This is a genomic window from Thalassobaculum salexigens DSM 19539 (assembly GCF_000423805.1).
Classification (GTDB): domain Bacteria; phylum Pseudomonadota; class Alphaproteobacteria; order Thalassobaculales; family Thalassobaculaceae; genus Thalassobaculum; species Thalassobaculum litoreum.
Window position 1 is genome coordinate 368,666 of record NZ_AUIR01000012.1, and the last position, 20,879, is coordinate 389,544.

Consider the following 20,879-nt stretch of genomic DNA (forward strand, 5'->3'; position numbering starts at 1 on the left):
CCTTCAGACCTACTGGTGGACCGCAGCGCCGGAACGCTGCGGGATACGCGTGTCGAGTTGCTCGGCCACGGTGGCGACCGCGCGCTGCAGGGCCGCCACCAGCGTGGTGCGCCGGCGGCGGTAGCGCACCGGAACGGTGCCGATGTTGAGCGCCCCCAGAACGGTGCCGCCCTGCCCCAGGATCGGGGCCGCGAGGCCGACGGCGCCGAGGAACCGCTCCTCCTGGTTCAGCGCCCAGCCGCGCTGCCGGTTCTCCGCCAGCCTGGCGCGGAACGCCTGCGGGTCGGTGATGGTGCGGTCGGTCAGCGGCTCGAACGGGCAGCGCGCGATATAGGCGTCGATCGCCTCCTGGCTCTGAAACGCCAGCATGGCCTGCCCGAGCGCGGTGCAATAGGCGGGAATGACGGAGATACGGCTCTGGTCGTAGCGCACGGTCAGCGGCGACAGCCGGTTGGCCACCACCCGGACATCGCCCTCCAGCGTCGGCACGCCGAGCACGACGGTCTCCTCCAGCCGGTCGACCAGGTCGCGCATCACCGGCTCGGCAATGCGGATCAGGCGCATGGTATGGCCGCCGATGAAGCAGCCACCGCCCTCCTCGTCGCTCTGCCAGACCGGGTCCAGCACATAGCGGTCGCCGTCGCGCACCAGATAGCCGCGACCCTCCAGTGTGCGCAGCAGCATGAGCGCGCTGCTTTTCGGAATGCCGAGCTGGCCCGCGATATCGCGCAACGCGAGAGGGGCGCGGAACATGGCGAAGACTTCGAGGATGTCGAGCACCCTCTCCGCAGATTTTACGACTGTATTCATATATGTGAACACGCTTCAGATGTGTGAATGAATTGTTGACCCGCCATGCGAGCGCCGTCAACATTCATCAAAAGGCGGTAAGCCAGGGAAACCGGGGGACATGAAAGTCGTGAACGACTCACAACCACGGGTGGCGATCGTCACCGGAGGCGCGAAAGGCATTGGCCGGGGCTGTGCCCTCGAGCTGGCCGCCTGCGGCATGGACATCGCCCTGGTCGATCTGCTCGACGACGAGCTGGCCCGCACCAAAAGTGAGATCGAGGCGCTCGGCCGCCGCTGCCTGACTTTCCACGCCGATGTGGCCGATTTCGCAGCCGCACAAAAAATCGGCGCCGACATCGCCAACCAATGGGGCCGCATCGACGTCCTGTTCAACAACGCCGGCAAGGCGAACCCGAAGGGACTGCTGGACATCTCCGAGGAGGAGTTCGACCGGACGATCGACATCAACCTGAAGAGCTGCTTCAACTGGTGCCGCGCCGTGGTCCCGAGCATGCAGGCCCAGGGGGCCGGCCGCATCATCAACATGTCGTCGATCAACGCCCATTCCGGCGGCGTCACCAGCGCGGTCAGCAAATTCTCCTATGCCGCGGCCAAGGCCGGCATCCTCGGCCTCACCCGCTCGCTGGCCAAGGAGCTGGGGCCGCAGATCACCGTCAACGCGCTCTGCCCCGGCCTGATCAAGACCGAGACGCCGAACGCGGTGATCCGCGCCCGCGAGGAGGAGCTGGTCACCGGCATCGTGCTGAACCGCTGCGGCACCCCGCAGGACATCGCCCAGGTGGTGAAGTTCCTGGCGACCTCGGAGCCGATGTTCATCACCGGCCAGGATTTCATCATCGACGGTTTCCAATGGAAGCTCTGAGCGACCGATTTCCCCCGCCGCGTGCGGCAGCCCGGCGAACGCCGGTTGCGGTATTGCGCGGGCGCGAAATCCGGCGCCAGACTCCCTGGAAGCTTCTGTCACCGCATCCCGCCACGGTGCCCGCCACAAGTGCGCCGGACGACAGCGCCGCCAACCCGGCCTTCCGGGCAAGGGGGCGTACCCTTGAACAGAGGAGGTGATTGAAATGTCCACCATGAGATACGGCCCGTGGGCCGCTCTGCGCAGCCTGCGCCGGGCGGCGGTCATCGGCCTGACCGGTCTGGCCCTCGCCACCGCGTCCTCGGCCCTGCCGAGCGTCGCCGAAGCGAAGAACACGTTCATCTTCGCCAATTCCAGCGCCTACGACACCATGGACCCCCATGCGGTCTTCGATGTCGGCCGCGTGGCCTACCGCATCAACCTGTATGACGGGCTGATGCGCTGGGAGGACAATCCGCCGGAACTGAAGCTCTGGCTCGCCGAGAGCTACGACATCTCCGACGATGGCCTGAAGTACTCCTTCAAGCTGCGCGAGGGCGCGAAGTTCCACGACGGCAGCGAGATCGAGGCGTCCGACGTCGTCTACTCGATCGAGCGGATCCTGGCCCTGAAGAAGGGGGCGTCGGCGCTGTTTCAGGACAGCATCGCTCCCGGGTCCACCAAGGCGGTCGACAAGCACACGGTGGAGTTCAACCTGAACGCCCCCTCGGCGATCTTCATGGCCACCGTGCCGGAGATCCATGTCGTGAACGCCGACCTTGTGAAGGCGAACGAGAAGGACGGCGACTGGGGTTCGGCCTGGCTGTCGAGCAACGACGCCGGGTCCGGTTCCTTCGTGCTGAAGCGCTTCGATCCGGCCAAGGGCTTCCAGGCGGACCGGTTCCCCGACCATTTCATGGGCTGGGGCGAGAAGTATCTCGACGCCATCGAGTTCCGCACGGTGGTCGAGATCAACAGCCGCGTGCTCGGCCTGATGAAGGGCGATTTCCACGGTTCCGACGGCTACATGCCGCAGGACCAGATCATCCGCCTCAAGGAAGCCGAGAACATCGAGGTGATGGAAGCGGAGTCGATGCGCATCTTCTACGGTGCCATCCACAACGGCCGGCCGCCGATGAACGACATCAACTTCCGCAAGGCGCTGGCCCATTCCTTCGACTATGACGGCTTCATCAACGACATCCTCAGCGGTTCCGTCGCCCGCAATCCGGCGCCGCTGCCGAACAACATCTGGGGCGCGCCGCAGGATCTCGAGGGCTACACCTACGACATCGACAAGGCGAAGGAATACCTGGCCAAGGTGAAGGAGCCGCTGCGCAAGATCACCATCGGCGCGCTCGCCGGTTACGGCCAGACCGAGCAGGCGGCCGCCCTGATGCAGAACGGCCTGGCCAAGGCCGGCATCGAGAGCGAGATCGTCTCCGAGCCGTGGCCGGTGGTGTCGGGCAAGATGCGCGACGAGCAGCAGATGTACGACATGCTGTTCCTGTGGAAGAGCACCTACTACGCCGATCCGAACAACTGGGTGGGCGAGATGTATGACGGCGCCAAGATCGGTACCCGCAACAACAGCTGGTACCAGAACCCGGAGGTCGACAAGCTCCTGCACGAGGCGCAGACGACCACCGATCAGGCGGTGCGCGAGGCGAACTACGCCAAGGCGGCCACCATCGTGGCGAACGATGCCGCCGGCGTGTTCATCTACAACACCAAGTGGTTCGGCCCGATCAACAAGAAGGCCACCGGCTTCCGCTTCTGCCCGATCGGCAACGGTCAGGAGATGCGCTGGGTGCACTTCAAGTAACCCCCGACAGTCGACGGGCGCCGGCCGCACAGCGCTGCGGACGGCCGGCGTCCGCCCGTCACGCCTTCTGGGTCCACGGATACGCCGGTGAAACTTCTCGTCCTCATCCTGAACCGACTGTTCTGGTTCGTGCCGACGGTGCTCGGGCTGATCGTGATCACCTTCACCATCAGCCATATCATCCCCGCCGACCCGGTCGCCTTCGTCGCCGGCGACAACGCGACCGCCGAACAGATCGAGGAACTTCGCCGGCAACTCGGCCTCGACCAGCCGATGCACATCCAGCTCTGGCGGTACATCGTCGCCGTTCTGGAGGGCGATTTCGGCGTCAGCCTCTACACCCTGCGCCCGATCTCCGAAGACCTGGCCTCCCGCCTGCCCGCCACCCTTGAGCTGACCTTCGTGTCGGTCTTCGTCTCCGCCCTGATCGGCATTCCGCTCGGTGTGGTCTCCGCCCTGAAGCGGAACTCCCTGCTCGATCACGTGCTGCGGATCATCACGGTCTCCGGCCTCGCCATCGCCAGCTTCTGGCTCGCCATCCTGTTTCAGCTCCTGTTCGCCATGGAGCTCGGCTGGACGCCGTTGCAGGGCCGCGTCGCCGGCTGGGGGCCGGACGTGATCACCGGTTTCTTCCTGATCGACTCGCTCATCATGGGGGACCTGGAGACCTTCTGGGACGTGGTCAGCCACATGATCCTGCCGGTCATGACCCTGGCCTTCCCGGCACTGGCCACCATCGTGCGCTTCACCCGCGCCGGCGTGCTGGAGGCGATCAACTCGAACTACGTGATGTACGAGGAGGCCATGGGCATGCCGCGCCGCGTCATCGTGTGGAAATACGTGCTGCGCAACGCGCTGATCGGCACGGTGACCCAGATCGGTCTGATCTTCGGCATCCTGATCGCCGGCGCGGTGGTGGTGGAGGCGGTGTTCGACTGGCCCGGCCTAGGCTCCTATGCGGTGCAGTCGATCCTGCAGTCCGACTACAACGCGATCATGGGCTTCACCGTCGTCTCCGGCGTGATCTTCATCGTCGTGAACCTGACCGTGGACGTCGTCCACGGCTTCATCGATCCCCGCGAAAGCCGGTAGGCGCCCGATGGAAACCCTCTCCTTCGTGTTCCGCAAGCTGGTGGAGGACCGCGTCGCCCTGATCGGCGCGGTGATCATCCTGCTGCTGATCCTGACGGCGGTCTTCGCGCCGATCCTCGCCACCCATCCCGAGGACGTCTTCGAGTTCCACCCCTCGGAGCGCCTGCAGGGACCGGGCGCCGACCACTTCTTCGGCACCGACCGGATGGGGAGCGACATCTACAGCCGCATCCTGTTCGGCGCCCGGATCACCATCTCCATCGCGGTCATCGCCATCGGTGCCTCGGTGCTGATCGGCGTGCCGATCGGCCTGCTGGCCGGCTATTACCACTCCTGGGTCAGCGACGCGCTGATGCGGGTCTCCGACATCTTCCTCGCGGTGCCGCAGATCGTGCTGGCAATCGCCATCGCCCAGACCCTGGGACCGTCGATCGAGAACGTGATCCTGGCGCTGTCGGTGACCTATTGGCCGTTCTGGGCGCGGCTGGTCTATGCCGAGACCCGCTCGGTACAGAAGGAAGTGTTCATCGAGGCCAGCATCGCGCTGGGCGCGTCGCCGTTCCGGGTGATGGTGCTGCACATCCTGCCGAACATCATGTCCTCGATCATCGTGCGCACGACCATCGGCATGGGCGGTACGATCCTGACCGCCGCCGCCCTGGGCTTCCTCGGCCTCGGCGCCCCGGCCCCGTCGCCGGAATGGGGCCGGATGATCTCGGAATCCCGCGAGTTCCTGCCGGATGCCTGGTGGTACGCCACCGCGCCGGGCATCGCGATCTTCCTCGTGGTGATGGGGTTCAACCTGCTCGGCGACGGGCTGCGCGACATCCTCGACCCCCGTATCCGACGGAGCAGCCGCCATGACAAGTGACCTGCTGCGGGTGCGCGACCTGAAGGTCAGCTTCGCCACCGACGGCGGGACGGCCCAGGTGCTCGACCATGTGAACCTGACCATCGGCCGCGGCCAGATCGTCGGGCTGGTCGGCGAAAGCGGGTGTGGAAAGACCACGCTCGCCCGCTCGATCCTCGGCGTGCTGCCGAAGAACTCGGCCCGGCTGGAGGCCGGCACCATCGAGTTCGACGGTGTCGACCTGCTGAGGGTCGACCCGAACCGGCTGGCCGCCACCGTGCGCGGCCGGCGGATCTCGTTCATCCCGCAGGATCCGTTCAGCTCGTTCAATCCGGTCTTCACCATCGGCGCCCAGATCATGGACCTGATGAAATGGAAGTCCCCGGAGCTGGACGACGCCGATGCCGGCCGTTCCGGTTGGCTGCCGCGCCTGCACGGATCGCGGCGCTACAAGGCGGACCGGGAGCGGGTGCTCGACCTGCTGCGCCAGGTCCAGCTTCCCGACCCCGAGGGGGTTCTGAAGAAGTACCCGCACGAGGTCAGCGGCGGCCAGCGCCAGCGGCTGATGATCGCCATGGCCCTTTTGCCGGAACCGAAGCTGATCATCGCCGACGAGCCGACCACCGCGCTCGACGTGACCATCCAGGCGCAGATCCTGAAGCTGCTGCGCGATCTGGCGACCGACCACGGCATCTCGGTGCTGTTCACCACCCACGACCTGGGCACGGCGTGGGAGATCTGCGACAGCATCACCGTGATGTATGCCGGCCAGGAGATGGAGGCCGCCTCCAGCGAGGGCTTCTTCAAGCGACCGAGCCATCCCTACACCAACCGCCTGCTGAAGAGCCTGCCGAGCCGAGGGGGGAGTCTCAGCGGCATCCCCGGCAGCATCCCGGCGCTGGTCGATCCGCCGACCGGTTGCCGCTTCAACCCGCGCTGCGAGTTCGCCACCGATATCTGCCGGCAGACCCGGCCCGAGGTCACGTCGGTCGGACCCGGACACGACGTGCGCTGCTACCATCCGGTCGCCGAGGAAAAGAGGCACGCACTGGCATGAACGTGGACGCACCCGCCCCGACCCGGCGCACCCAGGTCAACGAGCGCACGATCCTCGACGCCCGCGGCCTGACGAAGCATTTCCCGATCCGCAACGCCTTCGGTTGGCAGACCGGTGTGCTGCGTGCGCTGGACGACGTGTCCTTCACCGTCGACAAGGGCGAGATCCTCGGCATCGTCGGCGAGAGCGGCTGCGGCAAGTCCACACTCGGCAAGACCATCATGGGCATCCACCAACCCACCGACGGCAGCCTGATCTTCGAGGGCAACGACATCGCCGGCGCAGCACCGAGTGCCGCGCGCGAGCGGCGCCGGCACCTGCAGTATTCCTATCAGGACCCGGGCGCCTCGCTCGATCCGCGCTGGAAGATCCGCCGCTCCCTGCACGAGCCCCTGGTGATCCATCACAGCGGCCTGAACTACGACGAACGCGAGGAGCGGGTGCGTGCCATCCTCCAGGCGGTCGGTCTGCCTGTCGGCCATCTGGATTTGTATCCGCACGAGATCAGCGGCGGCCAGCAGCGGCGCGTCGGCCTGGCCCGCATCCTGACCCTGCAGCCGAGCCTGGTGGTGCTGGACGAGCCGACCTCCGGCCTCGACGTGTCGGTGCAGGCGACGATCCTCAACCTGCTGATGGATCTGCGCAAACAGTTCGACCTGACCTACCTGTTCATCTCCCACGACCTGTCGGTGGTGCGGATGATCTGCAATCGGATCGCGGTGATGTATCTCGGCAAGGTGGTCGAGTTCGGCGAGACCGAAGCGGTGTTCGAGACGCCGCGCCACCCCTATACCCGCTCGCTGCTGTCGGCGATCCCGACCATCGGCGGCGCGCGGGTGATCGACACCTTCTCGCTGGAGGGCGAGCCGCCGAACCCGGGCAACCTGCCGTCCGGCTGCCGGTTCCGCAACCGCTGCCCCATGGCCCAGCAGACCTGCGCGGAGGTCGAGCCGGAACTGCGCGCCGACTGGCCCGGCCAGGAAGCCGCCTGCCACTTCGCGCAATGAGCAGCGATCTGCCGGACACGGTGATCGTTACCGGTGCGGCCTCCGGCATCGGCCACGCCATCGCCCGTCACCTGCTCGCCCAGGGCGTGACCGTCGCCGGCATCGACATCGATGCCGACGGACTCTCCGAAACGCGGGAAGCATTGGGCGAGCGCTTTCACCCCTTCGCCGGCGATCTGTGCGATCCGGAGATTCCCGAGCGGCTGGTTGGGGCTTCCTGGGACGCGGTCGGCCCGGTCGCGGGGCTGGTGAACGCCGCCGGGATCTACCCCGTCACCCCGCTGTTCGACATGGCCGTGGCGGAATGGGACGCGGTGCTGAACCTGAACCTGCGGGCCCCGTTCCTGATGGTGCAGGCCCTGGGCCGACGCATGACGGCGGCCGGGATCGGCGGAGCGGTGGTCAATATCGGCTCCAGCGCCTCGACCCTTGCGCGCCCCGGTATCGCCCATTACGGGTCGTCCAAGGCCGGCTTCTCCCAGCTCACCCGCAATCTGGCGATCGAACTGGCGCCGCATGGCATCCGGGTCAACGCGGTCGCTCCCGGCCTGATCGGCACCGACCGGGTGATGGAGCATGCCCAGGGCGTCGGGCGGGTCGAACACGCGGCCAAGGTCGCGCGCATTCCGCTCGGCCGCGAGGGCCGGCCGGAGGAGCTGGTCGACCTCGTCGCCTATCTGCTGTCCGAGCGGGCGAGCTACGTGACCGGCAGCATTCTGTTCGTCGACGGCGGCCTCACCCTGGGCATTCCCAGCTACTGAGACCGCCGTCGGAACAAGCTAAAGCCCGGCGCTGTCCTTGCAGTACTGCGCCACCTCGGCATGGGTGGCGATCCACACCCCGTCATGGCCCTGGATATATTCGATCAGCTTTTCGAGCAGGGCGATGCGCGAGCGGTGGCCGATCATGTGCGGGTGCATGGTCAGCAGGAACAGCCCGCCCTCGACATAGGCGCCGTCGAACTCGGCCTTGAAGACCTCCAGCACGCCGGATGGCGGGGTGTAGGGCCGCAGGGCGGAGAACCGGTCCATGTTGAAGTAGACAGCGTCGTCGCGGATCCACTCCACCGGCAACTCGACCATGCCGGTCGGCTTGCCCTCCTCCAGCAGCTCGTAGGGCTCGTCATCGGCCATCAGGGAACTGTCATAGAGCAGGCCCATCTCGCGGGCGATCGCCAGGGTGTGGTCGGAGAAATCCCAGGAGGCGGTGCGCACGCCGACCGGCCGCTTGCCGCTGATCTTCTCCAGCACGTCGGCGGCGCGCATCATCAGGTCGCGCTCGTCGGCCGGCGGCAGCTGGCTGTTCAGTTCGTGGATCCAGCCGTGGATGCCGATCTCGTGACCTTCATCCACCAGACCACGCTGTTCGTCCGGGTGGATCTTGGCGACCACGGCGGGCACGAAGAACGAGGCCTTCACGTCGTACTTGGCCAACAGCTTGCGGATGCGCGGGATCGCCACCCGGCCGCCATATTGACCCTGGGAAAGCTTGCCCGGCGAGGTATGACCCCAGCGCAGGGTGCTGGTCTCGTGGTCGCTGTCGAAGGAGATGGCGACGGCGCATTTCGCCCCGCCCTTCCAGCTCTCCGGCTTCAGGCTGCGCCCGGCGCGGACCTTGTCGACGATCGCCTGCCAGCGTTCGTCCGGCCACTGCCAGGGCTCGAGTTCCTTGGTGTCGGGCTTAGCCGTCGGCGACATCGCTGTCTCCCCTATTGAAGCGGAATCACGCGGGCGAAAACCACCCGCCCGGCTATCCCAGCAGTATCGGGAGGATCGTGACGACTTGTCCAGCGCGCGGGCCGGTGCGGTGCGGAATTTTACTCCTGCGATCAGCGCCTTAAACCCGACTGGCGCCTGCATTTCACTTCCGACCTGCGTCGTCCTACGGTTGACGCCGCCAACAGGCGCCAACAAGAACCACGAGGGAGGCGATGCGATGACGCTCCGGGCGATCGACTGCCACATGCATATTTTCGGCGATCGGACGGCGTATCCCTTCGCGGAGCCGCGCAGCTACACGGTGCCGCCCGCCGGCGTCGACGCCTACTGGAAGGCGGTGGCCGGTACCGACATAGCTCGGGTGGTGGTGGTTCAGCCCAGCGCCTACGCCACCGATAACCGCTGTACGCTGGATGCGCTCGACGCTTTCGGGGACGCGGCGCGCGGCGTGGCGGTGCTCGATCCGGACAGCATCGGCGATACGGAACTCGCCGCCCTGCATGCCCGTCGGGTGCGCGGGGTTCGGGTGAACCTGCGCTCGGTGCGGGCGGCGGCGGCCCCGGTCGACGCCGTCCTGCCCAAGCTTGACCGGCTGCTCTGCGGCAGCGACTGGCACATTCAGGTGTTCTGCGATCCCGGCGTTCTGGCCGATCTCGTCGCGATCCAGCCGAAACTCCGCGTGCCGCTGGTGCTCGACCATTTCGGCTCGATCGACCCGCTCGGCCCCGACCGGCACGTGGCCGACATGCGCCGGCTGGTGGAGGGCGGGGCCTGGGCGAAACTGTCGGGCTCCTACCGGATCTCCACCGGCCCCGACGGCGCGGGCGTGGCCGACCTCGCCCGCACGATCCGCGACATGGCACCGGACCGTATGGTCTGGGCGAGCGACTGGCCGCACACGCCCAAGCATTCCGGCGCCACGACGAACCGCGACACGGTGCTGCAATACCAGCCGCTCGACACTGCCGGGCTCTATCACGCGGTGGCCGATTGGTTCCCCGACGCGGACGTCCGCCAGCAGATCCTGCAGGACAACCCCGCCCGGCTCTACGGCTGGTCGACTTGATGGGACGCGGTTCGCATCTTCCCTTCGCACCTGCAACATTCCATCATTCCGGATCGCCGCTCCTGACCCGGGATGACCGCCCATGCGCCCCCTCACCGTCGCCGCCGCCCAGCTCGGTCCCATCGCCCTGGAGACGTCGCGCAGCGCGACCGTGAGCAGGCTCGTCGGCCTGATGGAGGCGGCCAAGGCCCGGGGGGCGGACCTGATCGTCTATCCCGAACTGGCGCTGACCACCTTCTTCCCGCGCTGGTATTTCGAGGACGAGGCCGAGCTCGACCGGTTCTACGAGCGCGAGATGCCCGGGCCGGAGACCAGGCCCCTGTTCGATGCCGCCCGCGATCTCGGGATCGGCTTCCATCTCGGCTATGCGGAACTGACGGCCGACGGCACCCGGTTCAACACCGCCATCCTGGTGGACCGGTCCGGGTCCATCGTCGGCAAGTACCGCAAGATCCACCTGCCCGGCCATGGCGAGCACGAGCCCTGGCGGGCGTTCCAGCACCTGGAGAAGCGCTATTTCACGCCGGGCAATCTGGGGTTCCGTGTGTTCGACGCCTTCGGCGGCCGCATCGGCATGGCGATCTGCAACGACCGCCGCTGGTCGGAGACCTATCGGGTGCTCGGCCTGCAGGGCGCGGAGATGGTGCTGATCGGCTACAACACGCCGATCCACAACCCGCCCGCCCCCGAGCACGACCGGCTGTCCTGGCACCACAACGCGTTGGTGATGCAGGCCGGCGCGTATCAGAACGCCACCTTCGTGGTCGGCGTCGCCAAGGCCGGGGTGGAGGAAGGCGTGCACCAGATGGGCGGCAGCCTGATCGTCGCCCCCACCGGCGAGACCGTCGCCCAGGCGGTGACCGAGGAGGATGAGCTGGTCGTCGCCACCTGCGACCTCGACCTGTGCAGATCCTACCGGGACAGCGTCTTCGCCTTCGAACGACACCGGGAGCCCGGGGCCTATGCCCTGATCACCGGAACCAAGGGACCGGTCGCCCCGGACGAAGCCGGGCGGATCGACCCGGCCCTCGCCCGCCCCGACGACTGAGCGGCCTCCTGCGGATCAGGCCGCGCGCGGCACCCGACGGGTGGGACGCCTCACCGGGGCCGGCGTCTCGAAGCGGCGCCAGTTGGCGATCAGGCGCCGACCCGAGCGATAGACATGCTCGCGCGCCAGATATTCGGCCCGCGCACCCTGCCGGTCGGCGATCGCCTCGAAGATCTCAAGATGGTCCGAATACGACTCCGCCAGGGTGTCCAGGTCGTGCCAGCGGAACTTCACCGCCTGAAGCTGCGGGATCGAACGCGACTTGCCGATCAGCTCGCGCAGGTGACGGTTCTCCGCAGCCTCGAAGATCGCCTCGTGAAACGCCTCGTTCAGCCGGGACCAGGCGTCGCGGACCTCCTCGCTCCATTCCTGGGCGTCGCACAACGCCTGGGTCTCCGACAGTACCTTGTGCAACATGCCGCGATGATGGTCGGACAGCCCGCGCTCGGCCACGGTCCGGGCCGCAAGCCCCTCCAGAACCGAACGGGCGGCGTAGACGTCCTCCACATCCTGAACTGTATACCGCCGCACCACGTAGCCGCTGTTGGGTACGTAATCCAGCAGGCCCTCGGCCGCCAGCACGCCCAGGGCGCCGCGCACCGGCGTCCGCGACACGCCGAGCGCATTGGAGATGTCGACCTCGTTCATCCGCGCGCCGGGCTTGTAGGTCCCGTCGAGCACGCCGTCCCGCAGGGTGCGGGCGACGGATTGTCCGCGTGTTGCCATTGACTGTCTCATCCCCAACCATGGGCCGTCCGCTACCGGCGGCCCCATTTTTCCTACTTACCCGTGGCGGCGGTTCCGGTGGAAACCCGTCCATGCCCCACGCACCGGTTCTTGTGCCGGTACCCAACTTTATATCACTCCCGATCCGCGTTAGGTAGCGTTCACACTCATTCCGTCAAGGCGTATTGCATCCAATATCCATCGGGTGCATGGATAGGGAACTTGGCCGCAGGTCCGGCCCACTCGCCAGAAAGCCCGATTACGTGTCAAGCGACCCCCAGGCGAACACGCCGCTGGACCCCAGTTCGTCCTCCCGTTTCTTTCATTCTTTCAATGTCTTCAGAACCAGTATCGAGCGTATTTCCACCCCCGGAAGAACCGCATTCGCTGCCCTGACCCCCAATGCGCGCGGCGCGGTCTGGGTGGTCGTCGCCGGGTTCTTCTTCACCCTCATGACGGCGCTGATCAAGGAGATCGGTGATACAATCCCCGTGGTGCAGATCCTGATGTTCCGTCAGATCACCATGACCTGCACCGTCCTGCCGGTGTTGATCTCCGGATATCCGGGCATTCTGAAGACCAACCATGTGACGCTGCATCTCGCGCGGGTGTGCATGGCGGTGATCGCCATGACCTGCGGCTTCACCGCCTTCGTCCACCTGCCGCTGGCGGAGGCGACGGCGCTCAGCTTCGCCAAGAGCCTGTTCGTCACCCTGCTCGCCCTGGTCTTCCTGCATGAGGTCGCCGGCCCGCGACGCTGGTTCGCGGTGCTGCTCGGCTTCGTCGGCGTGCTGGTGATGGTCAAGCCCGACGCCAACGGCTTCAACATGTATTCCCTGCTCGCCGTGGCCGGTGCGGCGGCCGCCGCCACGGTCATGGTCATCATCCGCAAGGTTTCGCAGTACGACAGGCCGGTCACGATCCTGAGCTACCAGGCGATCATGGTCGGCATCATCATGATCGTGCCGACGGCGTATTACTGGGTAACGCCGACCCTGAAGGAATGGGGGATCATGTTCGCCATCGGCCTGCTGTCGGTGGTCGGCCAGCTCTGCAACATCCAGGGCTTCAAGGAGGGCGAAGCCTCCGCCGTGGCGCCGATGGACTATTCCCGGCTGGTCTTCGCCACGATCATCGGCTTTGTCATCTTCCTGGAACTTCCCGATGTTACGACGCTGGTGGGCGCGGCCCTGATCTGCGCCACCTCGTTCTACACCGTGCGGGCCGAACAGCGGGCCGCGCGGATCCGGCGGGCGGCGGCCGACAAGGAGTAGCCTCTCCCACAAAAAGCGGGATGCAGGACACAAACTTCCGCTAATTTTCCGAATTGTATCCAATCGGAGCCGAGTCTACGGTTTCCTCTGACAGGGACCGCCGGCCCGGGACACGCCCGCGTCGGCCTTCAGGGAGACATACCATGGACGACGACGCCCTCCGCCGTCAGTACGACGGCCTGATCGAGCGTGCGGGCCTGCGCATCCCGCAGGACCGCGAGCAGACCATGTTCAACGCCTTCAAGCAGGTCCAGGCCTGGACCGACGTGGTGCGCAGCCGCAAATCGGCCGCGCTGGAGCCCGCCAACGTGTTCGCCTACGAGACCGTCAGCCGGCTCGCCGAGGGCGGCAAGGGAGGTGCGCCATGAGCGAGCTGCTGGATCTCTCCATCGCCGAGCTCGGCCGCGGCTACCGCGACGGCTCGGTCTCCCCGGTCGCCGTCACCGAAGCCGCGCTGGAGCGGATCGAGGCCACCAACGACACGCTGCACAGCTTCAACACCGTGACGGCCGATCTGGCGCTGGCCCGCGCGGCGGCGGCCGAAAAGGAACTGGCGAGCGGCACCGATCTCGGCCCGATGCATGGCGTGCCGTTCGGGGTGAAGGACATCTACAACACCGAAGGCGTGCTCACCTCCTGCCAGTCGCACCTGCGCTCCGAGTTCGTGCCCGACGCCAATGCCCATTCGGTGCAGCTCCTGCTCGACGGCGGCGCGGTGATGCTCGGCAAGTGCGCGACCATCGAGTTCGCCACCGGCGCGCCGAACGACGAGACCTTCTTCCCGCCGGCGCGCAATCCGTGGAACCTCGACCACATCCCGGGCGGCTCCTCCTCCGGCTCCGGAGCGGCGGTCGCCGTGGGCATCACGCGCATGGCGCTCGGCTCCGACACCGGCGGCTCGATCCGCGGCCCGGCCGCCCTGTGCGGCACGGTGGGCATGAAGCCGACCTACGGACGGGTGAGCCGGCGCGGCGTGTTTCCGCTGTCCTACACCATGGACCATTGCGGCCCGCTGAGCTGGAGCGTTGAGGACGCGGCGATCTCGCTGTCGGTGATGGCCGGCTTCGATCCGCTCGACCCGGCCTGCGCCGATGTCCCGGTGCCGGACTACACCGCCGCCCTCGGCAGGGGCGTGGCCGGCATGAAGATCGCCTTTGTCGAGCACTGGATCGAGGAGGAAGGCACCGCCGACCCGGAAGCGGTCAAGGCGATCCACACCGCCCTCGACGTGCTGCGCTCCGAAGGGGCGACGGTGGAGACCGTGCAGCTCTCGCCCTACGACCTCTATCAGGCCTGCGCCCGCCTGCTGGTGCTGCCGGAATGCTACGCGATCCACGAGCACGACCTGATCGAGCGGCCGGAACTCTACGGCCGGCCGACCCGGGAGCGGCTGATGGCCGGCGCCTTCGTGCGCGGCTCCGACTATGTCGAGGCCCTGCGGGTTCGGCGCGAGCTGGCGATCGAGGTGAACAACGTGATCCTGGGCCAATACGACGCCCTGATCGCGCCGTGCTCGGTGGTGACCGCCGGCCGGTTCGACGCCCTGGGCGACGACCCGATGAAGCTGTCCGGCATGATGACCCAGCCGTTCAACGTCACCGGCAACCCGGCCATGTCGGTCTGCGCCGGCTATCACAGCAACGGCCTGCCGCTGTCGATGCAGATCGTCGGCAAGGCGTTCGACGAGGCGGCGGTGTTCCAGGTCGGGGCCGCCTACGAGGCCGCCACGGAATGGCGCAAGCACCGCCCCTCGAAGCTCGCCGCCCGGGCCGCCGCCGCGGAGTGACCGGTCACAGCCTGGGGGCCCGCCGCGCGCGCCCCTCGCTGCGGTAGACGACCCAGGTGCTGGCGAGCACCAGCGCGGAGCCCGCCAGCACCACCGGCCCCGGCCAGTCGCCGAAGGCGAAAAAGCCGATCAGCAGCGCCCAGATCATCTTGGTGTAGTTCATCGGCGCGATGGTCGCCGCCGGCGCGTGGAACAGCGCCCGCGTGGTCATGTACTGCGCCCCGCCCGAGGCCAGCCCCATGGCGATCAGCCCGGCGAGCTGCCACGGCGTCGGGGTCACCCACACCGCCGGCAGCAGCGGGATGACCATGGCAGAGGACAGCCCCATGAACGCGAACACGATGGTCATGGTGGAATCGTGCTTGCTGAGATGGCGGGTGATCAGCACCGCACCGGCCGACAGCACCGTGCCGGCGAGGCTGTAGAGCGCCCCCGGACGGATCACGTCCCCGCCCGGCTGGACCATGAACATCACCCCGGCGAAGCCGACGCCGACAGCCACCCATTTCACCCACCCCACGGCCTCCCGCAGCAGCGGCGCCGACAGGGCGGTCACGATCAGCGGTGCCGCGAAATTGATCGCCGTCGCATCGGCCAGCGGGAGGCGCTCGTAGCCGGCGAAGATCAGCCCGATCGCGGCGGACATGAGCGCGGCATGCAGCAGATGCCACGCCGGCATACGCGTCCGCAGCCGCCGCCAGCCGCCGAACCACATGATCACCATCGCCAGCGGGATCATGGCGAAGGCGTTGCGGAAGAACATGATCTGTACGACCGGGAACAGCTCGGTCTGCGCCTTGACCACGCCGTTCAGGATCGAGAACAGCAGAAGGCCGACCAGCATCAGGAGAATGCCGCGCCGGCCGTCCGGCTGCGTGGGAGCCGGCAGGACCGGATCCGCCGCATTGGCGGGATCGGCGGTCGCCATGGAGTGATCTCCGTCAGTAGGTGGCGAAGATCCGCTCGATCTCCGCCGGGTCGCTGGTCACCGACAGGGCGAAGGCCAGCAGGATGCGGGCCTTCTGCGGGTTGAGGTTGTCGGCGATGAGGAAGCCGTTCTCCTTGAGCTTGGTGCTCTTGAAGGTCCGCCCGCTGCCGGCCCGGCTGGACTGGACGACGGTGATCCCCGCCTCCACCGCCTCCTTCAGCGGCCCCTCGTCCCCCGGGCCGCAGAAGCCCGGCGCGAAGCCGGCCGACACGATGCCCTTGGCCCCGGCCTCGATGAAGGCGCGGGCGGCCGTGCCGTCGGAACCGCAATAGGCATAGACGATGTCGACCCGGGGCAGGCTGTCCATGGTGCGGATGTCGAACTCGGTATCCGGGGCGTGGCGGCGCAGCGGCTTGCGGTAGAACGCCACCGCGTCGCCGTCGGCATGGCCGAGGCAGCCGAAATCCGGGCTGCGGAAGGTCTGCATCCGATAGGTGGAGGTTTTGGTCACCTCGCGCGCCGACTGGATCTCGTCGTTGAGCAGGGTCATCACCCCCATTCCCCAGGCCTGCGGGCTGGCCGCCGTGCGGATGCCGTTGACCAGGTTGAACCCGGCATCGGTCGACAGCGCGCTGGACGGCCGCTGGGAGCCGATGACCACCACCGGGAGCTCGGTCTTGACCGTCAGGTGGAGCACATAGGCGGTCTCCTCCAGCGAGGCCGTGCCGTGGGTGACCACGAAGCCGGCGAGGTCCGGATTGGCCGCCGCCACCTCGTCGATCTTGAGCACCAGCTCCTTCCATTCGGCGAAGCCCATGGACGGGCTGGGGATGGCGCGGAACGGCACGACGAGGACGTCGGCCACCTCATGCACTTCGGGGAACAGCTCGACGATCTTGTCGACCTCGAGCATGGAATTGTTGGCCCCGTAATCGAGGATATCGAGGGGACCCTTGCCGATCGACGCGATGGTGCCGCCGGTGCCGATCACTGCGACCTTGGGCTTGCTCATTCGGCGGCCACCTGAGCGCTATCGGCTTTCTTGTGCAGGATCTCGACCAGTTCGTCGGTGCTGTAGATGTCACCGAAGGTCAGGTAGAAGTTGGTCAGGGCCGAGTTGTGCTCGATATCGGTGATCGCGGCGTTGCCGTCGGTCACCATCACGACCTTGTAGTTCAGCATCATCGCGTCGCGCGCCGAGGACTCGCAGCACACATTGGTCAGCGTACCGGTGATCAGCAGCGTGTCGATGCCCTCGGCCTTCAGGATCTCGTGCAGGTCGGAGGAGCCCTCCACGAAAGCGGAATAGCGGTTCTTCAGAACCTTGCGGTCGCCGTCCTTCACGTCGAGCTCGGCCCAGAGCTGGTGGCCGAGGCCGCCCGGCGACATGGACTCGATGCGCTTGGCGACCTTGGCGGGCGGGGTCATGGCGTGCAGGTTCGACCAGCTCTCCAGACAGTTCTCGTCGTGGGTGTTCTGGATCCAGTAGACCTGCCCGCCGGTGGCGCGCACCGCCTCCGCCAGCCGGTTCACATTGGGAACGATGTCTCGGGCCTGGACGCAGAGCGCGTGGGCCACGTCGTCCATCATGAAGCCGTTCTGCAGGTCGATGACGATCAGCGCGGTCTTCGAGGGATCGAGGCCGGCATGGGGATGGGGTGTGCCCAGCCGGGCGGTCACGAAGTCGATCACGCGCTGGGAAATGTCGGTCTTGTTCATCATGTCAGCCTCCCTGGCGACAGCGTTTCCTGTTGGGGATCATTCGGCGGGAACGAGTTCCTTCTGACGCACGGAATCCGGCGCCACCTTGATGCAGCGGGCCATGCGCCCGGCATCGAAGATCACCTCCGGCGGCAGGGCCGTGGTGCAGGCGGCCTCGGCATACTTGCAGCGCGGGGCGAAGGCACAGCCCGGCGGCATGGCGCGCAGGTCGGGCGGGCTGCCGGGGATCGCCTCGATATCCTTGCCGCGCATGTTGCCGTGCACGGTGGAGGACAGCATGCCCTGGGTGTAGGGGTGCTTGGGGTTGCCGAGCACCTCCTGCACAGTCCCGGTTTCGACGATCCGCCCGGCATACATGACCGCAACCCGGTCGGCGATCTCCGCCGCCACGCCCAGATCGTGGGTGACGAAGATCACCCCCATGCCCATCTCCGCCTGGATCTTGCGCAGCAGGATCAGCACCTGGATCTGCACCGTGGCGTCCAGCGCCGTGGTCGGCTCGTCGGCCAGCAGCAGCTTCGGTCGGCAGGACAGCGCCATGGCGATCATCGCGCGCTGGCGCAGGCCGCCGGACAGTTCGTGCGGGAACGCCCTCAGCCGCCGTTCGGCCGACGGGACCTTGACCAGTTCCAGCAGCTCCAGCGCCCGCTCCATGCCCTGATCGTAGGTGCAGCCCTCGTGCCGGCGCACGGTTTCGGCGATCTGGTGACCGACGGTGTAGACCGGGTCCAGGGCCGTCATCGGCTCCTGGAAAATCATGGAGACCAGGCCGCCGCGCAGGTCGGACAGCTCCTTCCCCTTGAGCGACAGCACGTCCTTGCCATCGACCTCGACGGTGCCGGTGATCCGGGCCCGGCGCTCCGGCAGCAGGCGCATCAGGGCGCGCATGCTCACGCTCTTGCCGGAGCCGGACTCGCCGATGATGCAGAGCACCTCGCCGGCCTTGAGGGTGAGGTTCACGTCGTTCACCGCGCTGACCGTGCTCTCGCGGGTGACGAACTTGACGTTGAGGTCCTGGAGGCGGACCAGCGGGGGGGTGCCGGTATCAGTCATCGCGCTGCCCTCCTTCTCAATCGCCGCCGGCCATGGCGGCCTCGGTACGTTTCGGGGTCGGCGGTACCGGCGCACCGGCGGCGACCGAGTGGCCGGAATTCGGCACGAACATATGGCAGGCGGTGACATGGGCCTCCGCCGACAGCCACTCGCCGAGGATCGGCCGATCGATCTCGCAGATCTTCTCCGCGTGCTTGCAGCGGGTGCGGAAGCGGCAGCCAGAGGGCGGATTGATCGGGTTCGGCGGATCGCCGACCAGCGGCGGCTCCTCGATCCGGTCGTCCGGGTCCATGGACAGGCGCGAGGCCAGCAGGGCCTGGGTATAGGGGTGCTTGGGGTTCTCGTAGATCTCGTCCACCGGACCGATCTCGACCACCTCGCCCAGATACATCACCAGCACGCGGTCGCTGACGTATTGGACCACGTTCAGGTCGTGGGAGATGAAGACATAGGTCAGGTTGAAATGTTGCTTGAGGTAGCGCAGCAGGTTCAGCACCTGGGCCTCGACCGACTTGTCCAGGGCGGAGACCGCCTCGTCCAGGATCACCACGCGCGGCTCCAACACCAGAGCACGGGCGATGTTCACCCGCTGCTTCTGGCCGCCGGACAGCTCGTGCGGATAGCGCGGGCCGAACAGGTTCGGATCGAGCCCGACCTTGGTCAGCAGCTCGCGCGCCGCCGCCTTGGCCTCCGCCTCGCTCGCCCCGTGCACCTTCTTGCCGTAGGCGATCGAGTCCTCGACCGGCATGCGCGGGTTCAGGGACGAGTAGCTGTCCTGGAACACCATCTGCATCAGCCGGCGCATGTCGCGCACCAGCAGCCCGTCCTTCTCGCCGACCGCGTCGCCGTCGAAGATCAGCTCGCCGCTGTCCGGCTCGATCAGATGCATCAGCAGCCGGGCGAGCGTGGACTTGCCGCAGCCGGACTCGCCGACCACGCCCAGGGTCTCGCCCTTCATCACCGTGAAGCTCACGCCGTCCACCGCGCGGACATGGCCGACCGCCCGGTTGAACACCCCGCCGGTGATCGGGAAATGCTTCTTCAGCTCGCGGGCGATGAGCATCGGCTGGCGCTCGCCGCCTCGGTCGCGGAGGTCCTTGCGATCGACGGCACTCAACGCCGGCGCCTTACGGGTATCCTCGGTCACGGTCATCGGCTCGCTCCTTACAATCGGACATCCATGGCCGAGCGCAGTCCGTCGCTGACCAGGTTGAAGCAGATCGAGGTGATCAGGATGGCCACCCCCGGGATCGCGCAGACCACCGGGTTGATGTAGATGGCCTGGCGCAGGGTGTTCAGCATCAGCCCCCAATCCGGCTCCGGCGGGGTCACGCCGAGACCGAGAAAGGACAGACCGGAGGCCAGCAGGATGCTGACGCTCACCATGCTCGAGGAGTAGACGAGGATCGGGCCCAGCACATTGCCGAGGATATGGACCCGGATGATGCTGAACGTCTTCGCACCCGTGGCCCGGGCCGCCTCGACGAAGTCGAGATTGCGGACCTGGGATGTCGCGGTCTCCGCCACCCGACAGAGCGGCGGAATGAACACCAGGGTGAGGGACAGCATACCGTTGACGACGCCGCCCCCCATGGCGCCGGAGATGGCGACCGCCAGCAGGATCGAGGGGAAGGCGTAGAACACGTCGACCACGCGCATGATCAGCATATTGGTCCGGCCGCCGACGAAGCCGGCGACGATGCCGAGCGTGCCGCCGACCAGGGTCGCCACCAGCACCGGCATGATGCCCATGGTGAGCGAGATCCGTCCGCCATAGAGCATGCGCGACAGGATATCGCGGCCGAGCTCGTCGGTGCCGAGAATGAAGTCCTTATAGCCGATCGGCTTCAGCCGGTTGATCAGGCTGCTCTCGTAAGGATCCATCGGCGCCAGAAGCGGCGCGAAGACCGCCGACAGCAGGATCAGCATCACCATCGCGCCGAAGAACAGCGTCAGGTAGTCGTAGCGCAGCCGATAACCGACATTCTGCCAGTAGCTGCGAACCCGGACGGCCGGGGCGCCTTGGACGGCCACCGCATCGGCCGGGGACATGGTGATGTTCGCCATGGGGGA

At 67.0% G+C, this 20,879-nt stretch carries 21 protein-coding genes; 12 read left to right on the forward strand and 9 right to left on the reverse strand.

Annotation, left to right across the window (positions count from 1 at the left end; all coding sequences use genetic code 11):
• Positions 1-9 precede the first annotated feature (9 nt).
• Positions 10-780 (reverse strand): IclR family transcriptional regulator, encoded by a 771-nt coding sequence (locus G578_RS0101690; protein WP_028792777.1) that lies wholly within the window; start codon positions 778-780, stop codon positions 10-12.
• Positions 781-919: 139 nt separating this feature from the next.
• On the opposite strand from G578_RS0101690, the gene G578_RS0101695 reads away from it, so the two are divergent.
• From G578_RS0101695 to G578_RS24215, 7 genes are all read left to right on the forward strand, one after another.
• Positions 920-1,675, forward strand: coding sequence for an SDR family NAD(P)-dependent oxidoreductase (locus tag G578_RS0101695; protein ID WP_245565536.1), 756 nt, complete (start codon positions 920-922; stop codon positions 1,673-1,675).
• Between the two features lie 205 nt (positions 1,676-1,880).
• Positions 1,881-3,479 carry an ABC transporter substrate-binding protein gene (locus tag G578_RS0101700; protein WP_028792779.1) on the forward strand — a complete coding sequence of 533 codons (1,599 nt, stop codon included), beginning with the start codon at positions 1,881-1,883 and terminating at the stop codon, positions 3,477-3,479.
• Between the two features lie 87 nt (positions 3,480-3,566).
• A complete protein-coding gene (locus G578_RS0101705; protein ID WP_028792780.1) occupies positions 3,567-4,571 on the forward strand; it encodes an ABC transporter permease in 1,005 nt (334 codons plus the stop codon).
• 7 nt (positions 4,572-4,578) lie between these two features.
• A complete protein-coding gene (locus G578_RS0101710) occupies positions 4,579-5,442 on the forward strand; it encodes an ABC transporter permease (RefSeq protein ID WP_028792781.1) in 864 nt (287 codons plus the stop codon).
• Positions 5,432-6,478 carry an ABC transporter ATP-binding protein gene (locus G578_RS24205; protein WP_038013020.1) on the forward strand — a complete coding sequence of 349 codons (1,047 nt, stop codon included), beginning with the start codon at positions 5,432-5,434 and terminating at the stop codon, positions 6,476-6,478. Before G578_RS0101710 ends, G578_RS24205 begins: the two co-directional genes overlap by 11 nt.
• Complete coding sequence (locus G578_RS24210; RefSeq protein ID WP_051243565.1) at positions 6,475-7,485, forward strand: ABC transporter ATP-binding protein; 1,011 nt, start codon at positions 6,475-6,477, stop codon at positions 7,483-7,485. Before G578_RS24205 ends, G578_RS24210 begins: the two co-directional genes overlap by 4 nt.
• Positions 7,482-8,246, forward strand: coding sequence for an SDR family NAD(P)-dependent oxidoreductase (locus G578_RS24215; RefSeq protein ID WP_038013023.1), 765 nt, complete (start codon positions 7,482-7,484; stop codon positions 8,244-8,246). Before G578_RS24210 ends, G578_RS24215 begins: the two co-directional genes overlap by 4 nt.
• Positions 8,247-8,264: 18 nt before the next feature.
• On the opposite strand, the gene G578_RS0101730 is transcribed toward G578_RS24215, so the two are convergent.
• Positions 8,265-9,182, reverse strand: a complete 918-nt coding sequence (locus G578_RS0101730; RefSeq protein WP_028792782.1) for a polysaccharide deacetylase family protein — start codon at positions 9,180-9,182, stop codon at positions 8,265-8,267.
• Positions 9,183-9,420: 238 nt separating this feature from the next.
• On the opposite strand from G578_RS0101730, the gene G578_RS24220 reads away from it, so the two are divergent.
• On the forward strand, positions 9,421-10,269 hold the full coding sequence (locus tag G578_RS24220) for an amidohydrolase family protein (protein WP_051243567.1): 849 nt from the start codon (positions 9,421-9,423) through the stop codon (positions 10,267-10,269).
• An 82-nt stretch (positions 10,270-10,351) separates the two neighbouring features.
• The gene (locus G578_RS0101740) at positions 10,352-11,317 is read left to right on the forward strand and encodes an N-carbamoyl-D-amino-acid hydrolase (protein WP_028792783.1); all 966 of its coding nucleotides are present in this window, start codon (positions 10,352-10,354) and stop codon (positions 11,315-11,317) included.
• Positions 11,318-11,332: 15 nt separating this feature from the next.
• Here the strand turns inward: G578_RS0101740 and G578_RS24225 are convergent, their stop codons facing one another.
• Positions 11,333-12,043, reverse strand: a complete 711-nt coding sequence (locus G578_RS24225) for a GntR family transcriptional regulator (protein WP_051243570.1) — start codon at positions 12,041-12,043, stop codon at positions 11,333-11,335.
• A gap of 263 nt (positions 12,044-12,306) precedes the next feature.
• Between G578_RS24225 and G578_RS24230 the strand changes: the two genes are divergently transcribed.
• The 3 genes from G578_RS24230 (at position 12,307) to G578_RS0101760 (ending at position 15,103) form a co-directional block, all read left to right on the forward strand.
• Positions 12,307-13,317, forward strand: coding sequence for a DMT family transporter (locus G578_RS24230; RefSeq protein ID WP_169400804.1), 1,011 nt, complete (start codon positions 12,307-12,309; stop codon positions 13,315-13,317).
• Between the two features lie 143 nt (positions 13,318-13,460).
• Positions 13,461-13,685: a hypothetical protein gene (locus G578_RS0101755; protein ID WP_028792784.1), complete on the forward strand. Its 225-nt coding sequence runs from the start codon at positions 13,461-13,463 to the stop codon at positions 13,683-13,685.
• Positions 13,682-15,103: an Asp-tRNA(Asn)/Glu-tRNA(Gln) amidotransferase GatCAB subunit A gene (locus G578_RS0101760; RefSeq protein ID WP_028792785.1), complete on the forward strand. Its 1,422-nt coding sequence runs from the start codon at positions 13,682-13,684 to the stop codon at positions 15,101-15,103. The genes G578_RS0101755 and G578_RS0101760 overlap by 4 nt, the downstream gene beginning before the upstream one ends.
• A 4-nt stretch (positions 15,104-15,107) precedes the next feature.
• Here G578_RS0101760 and G578_RS24235 read toward each other — a convergent pair whose 3' ends face one another.
• From G578_RS24235 to G578_RS0101790, 6 genes are read right to left on the reverse strand one after another with little or no spacing between them, the layout of a single operon-like run.
• Positions 15,108-16,031, reverse strand: a complete 924-nt coding sequence (locus tag G578_RS24235) for a DMT family transporter (protein WP_051243575.1) — start codon at positions 16,029-16,031, stop codon at positions 15,108-15,110.
• A gap of 13 nt (positions 16,032-16,044) precedes the next feature.
• Positions 16,045-17,043, reverse strand: a complete 999-nt coding sequence (locus tag G578_RS0101770; RefSeq protein WP_028792786.1) for an asparaginase — start codon at positions 17,041-17,043, stop codon at positions 16,045-16,047.
• On the reverse strand, positions 17,040-17,753 hold the full coding sequence (locus tag G578_RS0101775) for an isochorismatase family protein (protein WP_051243578.1): 714 nt from the start codon (positions 17,751-17,753) through the stop codon (positions 17,040-17,042). Before G578_RS0101775 ends, G578_RS0101770 begins: the two co-directional genes overlap by 4 nt.
• 36 nt (positions 17,754-17,789) lie before the next feature.
• Entirely contained in the window at positions 17,790-18,806 is a 1,017-nt protein-coding gene (locus G578_RS0101780) for an ABC transporter ATP-binding protein (protein ID WP_028792788.1), read from the reverse strand.
• A 16-nt stretch (positions 18,807-18,822) separates the two neighbouring features.
• Entirely contained in the window at positions 18,823-19,959 is a 1,137-nt protein-coding gene (locus tag G578_RS24240; RefSeq protein ID WP_051243580.1) for an ABC transporter ATP-binding protein, read from the reverse strand.
• A gap of 11 nt (positions 19,960-19,970) precedes the next feature.
• Positions 19,971-20,873 (reverse strand): ABC transporter permease, encoded by a 903-nt coding sequence (locus tag G578_RS0101790; RefSeq protein WP_028792789.1) that lies wholly within the window; start codon positions 20,871-20,873, stop codon positions 19,971-19,973.
• Positions 20,874-20,879 lie beyond the last annotated feature (6 nt).

What these genes read in the sequence shown, in the direction of transcription:
- G578_RS0101700 (WP_028792779.1), top strand. Translation starts at nt 1,881, where the DNA reads ATGTCCACCATGAGATACGGCCCGTGGGCCGCTCTGCGCAGCCTGCGC.
- G578_RS0101710 (WP_028792781.1), top strand. Translation starts at nt 4,579, where the DNA reads ATGGAAACCCTCTCCTTCGTGTTCCGCAAGCTGGTGGAGGACCGCGTC.
- G578_RS24205 (WP_038013020.1), top strand. Translation starts at nt 5,432, where the DNA reads ATGACAAGTGACCTGCTGCGGGTGCGCGACCTGAAGGTCAGCTTCGCC.
- G578_RS24210 (WP_051243565.1), top strand. Translation starts at nt 6,475, where the DNA reads ATGAACGTGGACGCACCCGCCCCGACCCGGCGCACCCAGGTCAACGAG.
- G578_RS24215 (WP_038013023.1), top strand. Translation starts at nt 7,482, where the DNA reads ATGAGCAGCGATCTGCCGGACACGGTGATCGTTACCGGTGCGGCCTCC.
- G578_RS0101730 (WP_028792782.1), bottom strand. Translation starts at nt 9,182, where the DNA reads ATGTCGCCGACGGCTAAGCCCGACACCAAGGAACTCGAGCCCTGGCAG.
- G578_RS24220 (WP_051243567.1), top strand. Translation starts at nt 9,421, where the DNA reads ATGACGCTCCGGGCGATCGACTGCCACATGCATATTTTCGGCGATCGG.
- G578_RS0101740 (WP_028792783.1), top strand. Translation starts at nt 10,352, where the DNA reads ATGCGCCCCCTCACCGTCGCCGCCGCCCAGCTCGGTCCCATCGCCCTG.
- G578_RS24225 (WP_051243570.1), bottom strand. Translation starts at nt 12,043, where the DNA reads ATGGCAACACGCGGACAATCCGTCGCCCGCACCCTGCGGGACGGCGTG.
- G578_RS0101755 (WP_028792784.1), top strand. Translation starts at nt 13,461, where the DNA reads ATGGACGACGACGCCCTCCGCCGTCAGTACGACGGCCTGATCGAGCGT.
- G578_RS0101760 (WP_028792785.1), top strand. Translation starts at nt 13,682, where the DNA reads ATGAGCGAGCTGCTGGATCTCTCCATCGCCGAGCTCGGCCGCGGCTAC.
- G578_RS24235 (WP_051243575.1), bottom strand. Translation starts at nt 16,031, where the DNA reads ATGGCGACCGCCGATCCCGCCAATGCGGCGGATCCGGTCCTGCCGGCT.
- G578_RS0101770 (WP_028792786.1), bottom strand. Translation starts at nt 17,043, where the DNA reads ATGAGCAAGCCCAAGGTCGCAGTGATCGGCACCGGCGGCACCATCGCG.
- G578_RS0101775 (WP_051243578.1), bottom strand. Translation starts at nt 17,753, where the DNA reads ATGATGAACAAGACCGACATTTCCCAGCGCGTGATCGACTTCGTGACC.
- G578_RS0101780 (WP_028792788.1), bottom strand. Translation starts at nt 18,806, where the DNA reads ATGACTGATACCGGCACCCCCCCGCTGGTCCGCCTCCAGGACCTCAAC.
- G578_RS24240 (WP_051243580.1), bottom strand. Translation starts at nt 19,959, where the DNA reads ATGACCGTGACCGAGGATACCCGTAAGGCGCCGGCGTTGAGTGCCGTC.
- G578_RS0101790 (WP_028792789.1), bottom strand. Translation starts at nt 20,873, where the DNA reads ATGGCGAACATCACCATGTCCCCGGCCGATGCGGTGGCCGTCCAAGGC.